This window comes from Frankia sp. CeD (assembly GCF_000732115.1).
GTDB classification, from domain to species: domain Bacteria; phylum Actinomycetota; class Actinomycetes; order Frankiales; family Frankiaceae; genus Frankia; species Frankia casuarinae.
On the sequence record NZ_JPGU01000107.1, the window covers coordinates 1 to 2183 of the forward strand.

Here is a 2183-nt window from a genome sequence, read left to right on the forward strand (position 1 = left end):
GGCCGGGCCCGGGTCACCCGGACGATCCCGAGCACTGTCACGGTCCACGTCCTGACGAGCCTCACCCTCGACGCGGTCACACCCGCTGATCTCGCGGGCTACGCCCGAGGGCATTGGACGATCGAGAACAAGGTCCACTGGGTGCGCGATGTGACGTTCCGTGAGGATGCCTCGCGGGTTCGGACCGGCCCACTGCCCCGCATCATGACCACACTCCGTAACCTNATCATCGGGCTGATTCGCCTCGCTGGCCATAACCGCATCGCCCCGACCATCCGCAGAATCCGACACGACAACGCCCTGCTCCTGGCCATCCTCACTCTCNACAACCCCGCTGACCTGCATCAATGACTTTGCGGGTCACCCTGAATCTGTGGCGCCGCGGGACTCTCTTCAGGAACCTAGTCTCTGGGCACTGCGGAAGACGCTAATGCCTTCGTCGGATAGCCTGAATTCTGCCCCCGCCAGCGAACCACCCGCGCTAGACGAAATTGGCAAAACCTTGGCTCGGGCGGGGCGCGCTTACAACAGTTCTCGCTATCAGCTCGCCGCTACAGAGCTGCCCGGGATACTCGATGCGGCACAAGTAGCAGTGTCGCACTATGACGGCGACGATGAACTAACCGCATTGCGCTATCTGGCTCAGGCGTACCGCCTTGCAGGGGCCGTACTCATCTACCTTCGACACGAAGACCTCGGCTATTGGTCTGTGATGAAGGCAAAGGAGACGTCATCCCGTGCGGGTAGCGAAATCCTAGATGCGACCGCCACCGGCGTGCTGTCATGGTATCTACTAAGACAAAGGCGCTTCGATGAAGCGGAAGAAATCGCGGTACGCGCTGCCGAAAACATCGAACCTTCGATGACCAAGGCCACACCTCAGCATCTCTCGGTGTGGGGAACATTGCTTCTTCGAGGTAGTAGCGCGGCATCCCGAAATAACCGGCCTGATACATCGCACGAACTGATCCAACTTGCTCGCATGGCGGCTGTTCGGGTCGAGACCGACAGGATAGATTACGGGCCGCATGCATGGATCTCTTTCGGGCCGACTGTGGTCGAGACGGNATCCGTTGAAAACACTCTTATAGGTGGCGATCCGTCTCTAGCACTCCACCTGGCTCGGTCCGTCCGACCATCGAAGAAGATGTCTTCGGGTAGGTGGTCTCGCCATCTACTGACCGTGGCCGAAGCGCAGGTCTCTACGCATAATTACCCGGGTGCAACGAGAACTCTGGTGAGCATCCGAAAGTCTGCTCCCGAATGGCTGAGAAATCAACGGACGGCGCATTCATTGGTCGGCACATTGTTGGATGCTACCGGCGTCCGCACCGCAAAGAGTAGTGGCCTTAGCGAGATGGCCGACTTCATGGACCTCCGACCATGACAATATCCCTGGTCGCAACGATTCGAGATCAGCCGTCCCACACTTTCGAGAGTCTTCACCGGTTGTAAGCATCCTGCAACTGGACAACGCCGTACCTCCGCCCGAAGTCCTCAAGGTTCCGGGCGGGTACGGCGAGAACGGTCGACGTCGCGGCCAGTCGGACGCGCAGCGAAGCTAGATCGGAAACGGCGCGATTGTTACGAATCCGGATTGACTAGTTGTCGCACGAGGGAGGGTCCGGGAAATTCTGCCGGTATAGCGTCCATGAGGGTCTCATCGGCAGACTGGCCGAGCCAATACCCGGACTGTCGCCGTTCCCCGATCTTCCGGAATCCGGCCTTCTCGTAGGCGCGGATTGCTCCTGTGTTCGGGGTCAGCACCGACAGGTAGACGCATCGAAGATTGGAAATATGAAAGGCGTAATCGAGTGTTAGGCGGGTAGCTTCGGTTCCTATACCTTTGCCTCGGCTGGACGGGTTGAGCTGGATTATAAACTCGCCGGTCCGTACGTGATGATCGATGAGTACGGCAGTGGTCCCCACAGGGGTTGGCGGGGTTGTCGTTATGTCGTAGACGGTGAATCGTAGTTGATCGTCGGTACCTCGTGCCTGATGCTGGACTCCTTCTCGCCGGTTTTCGAGTGAGTCCGGAGTCTGACGACCGTATCCGACCAATACACTCGGGTCTTGTTCCCACTCCCAATACAGCTCGACCAGACTGGCGGAGAAGGGGCCTAGTCCCAATGCCACTTCCACTATTTGGATCTTGGCTGGCTGTGGTGTGTCGGTTCGGGTGG

General features: G+C 58.9%; 2 protein-coding genes. One reads left to right on the plus strand and one right to left on the minus strand.

The features are described 5' to 3' along the window. On the plus strand, nucleotides 1-351 hold a 351-nt coding region (locus tag CED_RS21110; RefSeq protein WP_035913720.1), incomplete at its 5' end, for an ISAs1 family transposase. 1233 nt (nucleotides 352-1584) lie between these two features. On the opposite strand, the gene CED_RS23215 is transcribed toward CED_RS21110, so the two are convergent. Then, on the minus strand, nucleotides 1585-2151 hold the full coding sequence (locus CED_RS23215; protein ID WP_082456697.1) for a GNAT family N-acetyltransferase: 567 nt from the start codon (nucleotides 2149-2151) through the stop codon (nucleotides 1585-1587). Between the last annotated feature and the right edge of the window lie 32 nt (nucleotides 2152-2183).